The sequence below is a fragment of the Ferruginibacter sp. genome, assembly GCF_031430955.1.
Lineage (GTDB): Bacteria > Bacteroidota > Bacteroidia > Chitinophagales > Chitinophagaceae > Ferruginibacter.
This window is the reverse complement of the sequence record NZ_JANPCM010000140.1, coordinates 1-7,541: the sequence shown is the minus strand read 5'-3', so window position 1 is coordinate 7,541 and position 7,541 is coordinate 1. Positions and strand designations below refer to the sequence as shown.

2 protein-coding genes are annotated in these 7,541 nt (G+C 39.1%); both read left to right on the top strand.

Translation table 11 applies throughout. The features are described 5' to 3' along the window. On the top strand, positions 1-4,834 hold a 4,834-nt coding region (locus ACY65O_RS03805; RefSeq protein WP_462219520.1), incomplete at its 5' end, for an alpha-2-macroglobulin family protein. A 183-nt stretch (positions 4,835-5,017) separates the two neighbouring features. After that, the gene (gene pbpC, locus ACY65O_RS03800) at positions 5,018-7,342 is read left to right on the top strand and encodes a penicillin-binding protein 1C (protein WP_462219519.1); all 2,325 of its coding nucleotides are present in this window, start codon (positions 5,018-5,020) and stop codon (positions 7,340-7,342) included. The last annotated feature ends 199 nt before the right edge of the window (positions 7,343-7,541 follow it).

Genomic DNA, 7,541 nt, shown 5'->3' with positions numbered 1-7,541 from the left:
GATGGCTGTAAATGAAACACAGCAATATGCTTCGGTACAGTTCAGCGATATGATTGCTGTAGGGCAGGATTTAACAGGACTGATAAGCATCAGCGGACAGTCGGATATTTCGTTCACCATCAACGGCAGCGAAGTAAAAGTTTTTGGAAATAAATTAGATGGCAACTACACCGTAAATATAAATACCGGTATTAAAAATACCTGGAGCGATGTGCTCAGCAAAGCCTTTACCAGTAATATTAATTTCGAAAACAGGTTGCCCAATGTAACTATACATGGTAAAGGAAATATTTTACCCAACAGCGGCAGGCTGGTATTGCCATTTGAATCTATCAATTTAAATGCGGTTGACATCAGCATCATTAAAATTTTTGAAAACAATGTACCGCAGTTTTTGCAGGAAAACGATTTGGGCGGCAACAGTGAATTAAGGAGAGTAGCGAAACCCATCGTACAAAAAACATTACGTTTGGATGATGATAAAACTTTAGACCTGCACAAGCACCAGCATTTTTCTTTAGACATTGATAAGTTTTTAAAAACAGAGCAGGGTGCCATTTATCGTGTAACCATTGGCTTCAGGCCAGAGTATTCTTTGTACCAGGTTGCTGATACTTCAAAAAATAAAAATGAAGAAGATGAAGAAGGTTATGATGAAGGCTATAACGAATACAATCAAAATGGTGTGGATGAAGACGATGCTTTTTGGGAAAGGTACGATCAGTATTATCCCTACGGTTATAATTGGGAAAGGCGTGATGACCCCAACAGTAAATCTTATTACAATAAAGACCGTTGGGCAACAAGAAATATTTTAGCCAGCAACATTGGCCTTACTGCAAAACGTGGTAACGATAACAGCATCAACATTGCGGTAAGTAATATTCTTACCACTGAACCAATGAACAATGTTGACCTGGAAATTATGGATTACCAGCATACCATCATCAGTACCGCAAAAAGTAATAATGAGGGGTTTGCAGTAATTGATTTAAAACGCAAACCTTATTTACTCATTGCAAAAAAAGGAAATGAAAGGGGCTATTTAAAATTAGATGATGGCAATTCTTTAGCCCTCAGCCGCTTTGATGTAAGCGGAGAAGCAGTAAAGAATGGCATTAAAGGTTTCATCTTTGGCGAACGTGGAGTGTGGCGCCCCGGCGATACCATGTACATTAATTTTATTGTAGAAGATAAAGCACAAAAATTACCGAAAGAGCATCCGGTTGAGTTTAGTCTCTACACTCCCACTGGTCAATTATATAAACATACAGTACAAAATAATGCGGATGACGGATTCTATCTTTTTAAAACCAATACCGATGCAGCATCACCAACTGGTAACTGGCTGGCAAAAATAAAAGTAGGCGGCGCCATTTTTGAAAAAAGAATTAAGGTAGAAACTGTTATGCCTAACCGCTTAAAAATAAATGTAGATTTTGGTAAGGATGCCATGCTGGGAGAAGGCGAAAATGCAGCAGGCACCATCAATGCAAAATGGTTATTTGGTGCAGTGGGTAAAAACTTAAAAGCAAAGATTGATGCATCGTTGTATGCAAAAACAACATCGTTTCCCAAATTTGCAGGGTTTGATTTTGATAACCCCACCACTAATTATTCTACCCAGCAAAAAACTATTTACGAAGGCACTTTAGATGCAGAAGGTAACGCCGCATTGCAGCCCAATTTTGAAATTGATGAAACTGCACCGGGTATGCTTACTGCAAACCTTGTGGTAAAAGTTTTTGAACCCGGCGGCACTTTCAGTATTGATAATATGAGCATCCCTTACAGCCCGTACAAAAGTTATGTGGGCTTAAAATTACCTGATGGAGAAAAACCTTTTGATTATTTACTGGCAGGAAAAAAACATACCGCTCAAATTGTAAACGTAGATAGTAAAGGAAATTTATTTAACGGTAATATTAAGGTGGAAGTAGAGTTTTACCGCATTCAATGGCGATGGTGGTGGGATAATAATGGCGATAACCTCAGCAATTTTACTCAAGACAGTTATAATAAATTAATAAAAAAAGACAGTATATCATTAACTAACGGCCGTGGGCAGTGGTCTTTTAATACATCAGAAAATGAATGGGGGCGTTATTTAATTTTAGTAAAAGATAAAACAAGTGGCCACAGCAGCGGTTCCATTTTTTACATTGATGAACCGGGGTGGCAAAGCCGGAGTGGCAACGATGATCAAACTGCAGCCTCCATGTTATCGTTTGTTGCTAATAAAGAAAAATATAATGTGGGTGATGAAGTTTCTTTAACCATACCCAGCAGTAAAGGTGGCAGGGTTTTAGTAAGTGTAGAAAATGGCAGTAAAGTAATAAAATCTTTTTGGCAAGAAACCAAGCAGGGACAAACCATTGTTACATTTAAAGCCGATAAAACAATGGCACCAAATGTTTATGCCACCGTAAGTTTATTACAACCGCATTCGCAAACCATAAATGATTTACCAATAAGAATGTATGGCTCTGTTCCCATTTTTGTAGAAGATAAAAACACCGTACTAAAACCCGTACTCAATATTCCCAACAGCATTCGTCCGGAGCAAACCGTTTCATTTACCGTAAGTGAACAAAGCGGAAAAGAAATGACCTATTGTGTTGCTATTGTTGATGAAGGGCTATTGGATCTTACAAGATTTAAAACGCCTGATCCGCACGAAGCATTTTATGCAAGAGAAGCATTGGGTGTAAAAAGCTTTGATATGTTTGATTATGTTATTGGCGCATGGGGTGGCGATTTAGAAAGAATTTTAACCATTGGTGGCGATGGTGATGCTGCCATTGGCAAACAAAAAACTGCCAACCGTTTTAAAGCAGTTGTAAAATATCTTGGCCCATTTCATTTAAGCAGCGGGCAAACACAAAAACAATCTTTCACATTGCCCTCCTACATTGGTTCGGTAAGGGCAATGGTAGTTGCGGCTCACGATGGCAGTTATGGCTTTGCAGAAAAAGCAGTAACTGTAAAAAAACCATTGATGCTGTTAGCAACAATGCCAAGAGTTTTAGGTCCTGGTGAAACAATCAAATTACCCGTTACCATTTTTGCAATGGAAAACAACATTAAAAAAGTAAATCTTTCATTGCAATCCAATCCTTTTTTAGAAGTAGTAGGCAGCAATGCACAAACTATAAGTTTTACCGAAACCGGAGAGCAGATGGCATATTACGACGTAAGGGTAAAACCAAATGTGGGCATTGGTAAAGTAAAAATTGTTGCAACATCTGGCAATGAAAATGCTAATTACGAAGTGGAACTGGATATCAGAAATCCTAATCCTCCTGTAACCAGCGTTAGTGAAATTACTTTAGCGCCAGGTCAACAATGGAAAACAACTGCTGCACCTATTGGTGTAGCAGCAACAAGCACAGCTACTATCGAAATTTCCAGCATGCCCTCAATGAATTTGCAAAAACGTTTAGATTATTTAATTGAATATCCGCATGGCTGTATTGAGCAAACTACTTCCGCAGTTTTTCCGCAGTTAGTTTTAAATCAATTAACCGATTTAGATGATTATAAAAAAGCACAGGTTGATAAAAATGTAAAAGCAGGTATTGGAAAGCTGCAAAACTTTCAGCGGCCAGACGGCGGGTTTAGTTACTGGCCCGGTGGCAACGAAAGCGATGAATGGGGCAGTAATTATGCAGGGCATTTTTTAGTGGAAGCACAAAGCAATGGGTTTTTAGTAAGCGATTATATGCTGCAGCAATGGAAAAATTACCAGCGTGGTAAAGCTAACAGTTGGGTAGCCAGCACTACCAATTTTTATGGCGGTGATCTTACACAATCTTATCGCTTATATACATTAGCATTGGCAAAAGTACCAGAGCTTGGTGCCATGAATCGTTTAAAAGAATTTAAATATTTATCTTCGGAAGCAAAATGGCGTTTGGCAGCGGCCTATCAATTAGCCGGACAAACCAATACCGCTTTAGATTTAATAAGCGGCTTACCCTCCACGTTTGATGCAAGAACGAATCCCGGTTTTACGTATGGTTCCGATACAAGAGATGAAGCGATGGTTTTAGAAACCTTAACCTTATTAAATAAAAAAGATAAAGCCAGGCAATTGGTAGATTTAATTGCTGCAAAATTATCGCAGGATTATTGGTACAGTACACAAACTACTGCTTACAGTCTTATTGCCGTAGCAAAGTTTTGTGGTAGAAATGCCAGTGGTGCAAAAATAATTGCTTCTGCAAATATTGATGGTAAACAAACCGATATTAATACGGCTACTTATCTCCGGCAGTTACCTGTTGTATTTAAAAATCAAAATGCCAGCAATGCAATTATCACTAATAAAGGTAATAATACTTTGTACGTAAGAATGATAACCAAAGGGCAACCATTAGCAGGTGATAGTTTAAAAGTTAACAACAATCCTGCTGTGTTAAATATGAGTGTGAGTTATTTATCGCAGGATGGAAAAGCCATCGAGGTTAACAAATTAACGCAGGGCAGCGATTTTGTAGCCAAAGTAATTATTAAAAATCCGGGTGGCAGAGGTAACTATTCTCAAATGGCATTATCACAAATTTTCCCCAGTGGCTGGGAGATTTTAAATGCCAGGATGCTGGGTGGCGAAGGTGCATTCAAATCATCTTATTCCACTTACCAGGATATTCGTGATGATCGTGTGTATACTTATTTCAACATTAATGCCAATGAAACACTCACATATTATGTGCAGTTGAATGCTTCGTATTTGGGAAGATATTTTTTACCGGGCACATTTAGTGAAGCGATGTATGATAATAAAATTTCTGCAGGTGTAAGTGGAAAGTGGGTGGAAGTGGTGAGGCAATAACAGCCCCTCCTTGAACTTCGTTCGTTCCTTTTCAAGGAACCCCAAAGGGGAGGGAAATGCAGGAGATAAAAGTAATAATTGAAATAATTATGAAAAGAAAAAATGCTACGAATTAAAAAGTTACTCTCCTTTTTCCCCCTCCTTGGGAGGGGGATAGGGGGAGGCCGAATAAAATTGTTGATTGTGTCGTGTTTATTAATCTGGTTTTATTTTTCTCTACCCAAAAAATTATTTAGAGCCCCCACCAGTTATGTAATTGAAGATGCAAATGGCAACTTATTAAACGCCACCATTGCCGCCGATGGCCAATGGCGTTTTCCTTACAATAAAAATGTGCCTCAAAAATTTATTGATTGCATCACCACCTTCGAAGACAAACGTTTTTTTAAACATCCCGGTGTAGATCCGGTTTCTATTGGCAGAGCGGTAGTAAGGAATATTAAAAACAAAGCTGTGGTACAAGGCGGCAGCACATTAACGATGCAGGTGATCAGGCTTTCAAAAAAAAATGATGAACGCAGCATCTGGAATAAATTAAAAGAAAGTATACTGGCTGTACGGCTAGAAATGTCTTATTCCAAAAATGAAATTATTGCATTGTATGCCAGCAATGCACCATTCGGCAGCAATGTTGTTGGACTTGATGCAGCAGCATGGCGCTATTACGGACGAAGCTCCGAAAAACTAAGCTGGGGCGAAATGGCAACGCTGGCAGTATTACCCAATGCACCATCATTAGTGCATCCCGGAAAAAACAGGGAGGTATTATTAAAAAAAAGAAACATGCTGTTGGATAAAATGGTAAATGCCGGAAAAATCAATCAAAGCAGTTGCGATTTAGCCAAGCTGGAATCATTACCCGGCCAACCCTTACCGCTACCACAATTGGCATCGCATTTATTACAACGCTTTAAAAAAGAAAAACTTGCTGAAACAAAAATAAGAACAACAATTGATGGCGCATTGCAAAAAAATGTGGCGACAATTATTCAGCAGCATCAATCTGTTTTAAAAGGTAACGGAATAAACAATGCCTGTGCAATTGTATTAGATGTTGAAACAGGAAATACATTAGCATACGTGGGAAATATTTTCGATCCTTTCGATAAAGAAATGGAAGCTGATGTGGATGTTATTGCTGCACCACGCAGCCCCGGCAGTGCATTAAAGCCGATACTCTATGCTGCAATGTTAAGCGATGGATTAATTTTACCCAACTCCATCATACCGGATATTCCTACACAAATTGGCAGCTATGCACCGCAAAATTTTGATCTGGGTTATGATGGTGCAGTACCAGCCAACAAAGCGTTAGCAAGAAGTTTAAATATCCCCGCCATAAAATTATTACAGCAATATAAATACCAGCGTTTTTACGAAACGCTGCAGCGATGCGGCATCACAACATTAAATCGCTCCGCAGATATTTATGGCTTAAGTTTAATACTCGGTGGCTGCGAAGTTACGGCCTGGGATATTGCAGGAGTATATGCAAGCATGGCACGTACACTTAATCATCAAACAAAAAATTATGGAAAGTTTGATCCAAATGATTTTCATCCACCCAATTATATTGCCAATCAAACATCTAACAACGTACAACTATCAACTAACAACTTGCCTCTTGATGCCACCTCCATCTACTTCACCTTTCAGGCCATGCAGGAAGTAATGCGGCCCGGCGAAGAAGGTTTGTGGCAACAGTTTACGTCGTCACAAAAAATTGCGTGGAAGACAGGAACGAGTTTTGGTTTTAGAGATGGCTGGGCCATTGGTTTAACTCCAAAAAATGTGGTAGCAGTTTGGGTGGGCAATACGGATGGCGAAGGAAGGCCGGGATTGATTGGTATACAAACAGCCGCACCCATTTTGTTTGATATTTTTCGGCTGCTACCCAACGTTAGTTGGTTCGCAAAACCAAAATACAATTTTTCTTTTGTACCCGTGTGCAGGCAAAGTGGCTATCGTGCCAATATTGATTGCCCCAATGTGGATACTTTATTTATGCCACCCAACGGAACAAAAGTGCCGCAGTGTCTGTACCATAAAATAATTCATTTAGATGCTACGGGAACTTATCGGGTAACGGAACAATGTGAAAGCCCTTCTGCAATGCAACACAAAAGTTGGTTCATCCTCTCCCCTGCCATGGAATATTATTACAAACAAAAAAATGCAGACTATAAAACATTACCCCCTTTTAAAGCCGGCTGCGAATTTTCAGAGACAGGAAAAGTAATGGAGATCATCTATCCGCAAGCGAATGCAAAAATTTATATACCGCTGGAAGTAAGCGGACAAAAAGGTAAAACTGTTTTTACTGCAGCACACCGCCGCAGCAGCGCAAAAATTTTCTGGAGCCTTGATGATAATTTTATTGGCGCCACACAAAACTTTCATCAAATGGGTTTAAACCCTTCGCCGGGAAAACATATTATTACTCTGGTAGATGAAAATGGATTGAGTGTGAGCAGGCAGTTTGAAATATTGGAGAAAGAAAATCATTGACCATTATAAAAACACCTCATCTGATAATTAAAAACGATTTTGGCTAATTGAACTATAACTAAAATCATTATCAAATTTCTCCTTACTTTTAAACCCTAAATTAAATGTTATGCCAATACGTATGGAAGATGATCCGCAGGATCAACAGGATTTTAATGAAAGCAGTACATCTGGAGGAAGAAGCAGCGGTGGAGGCGGT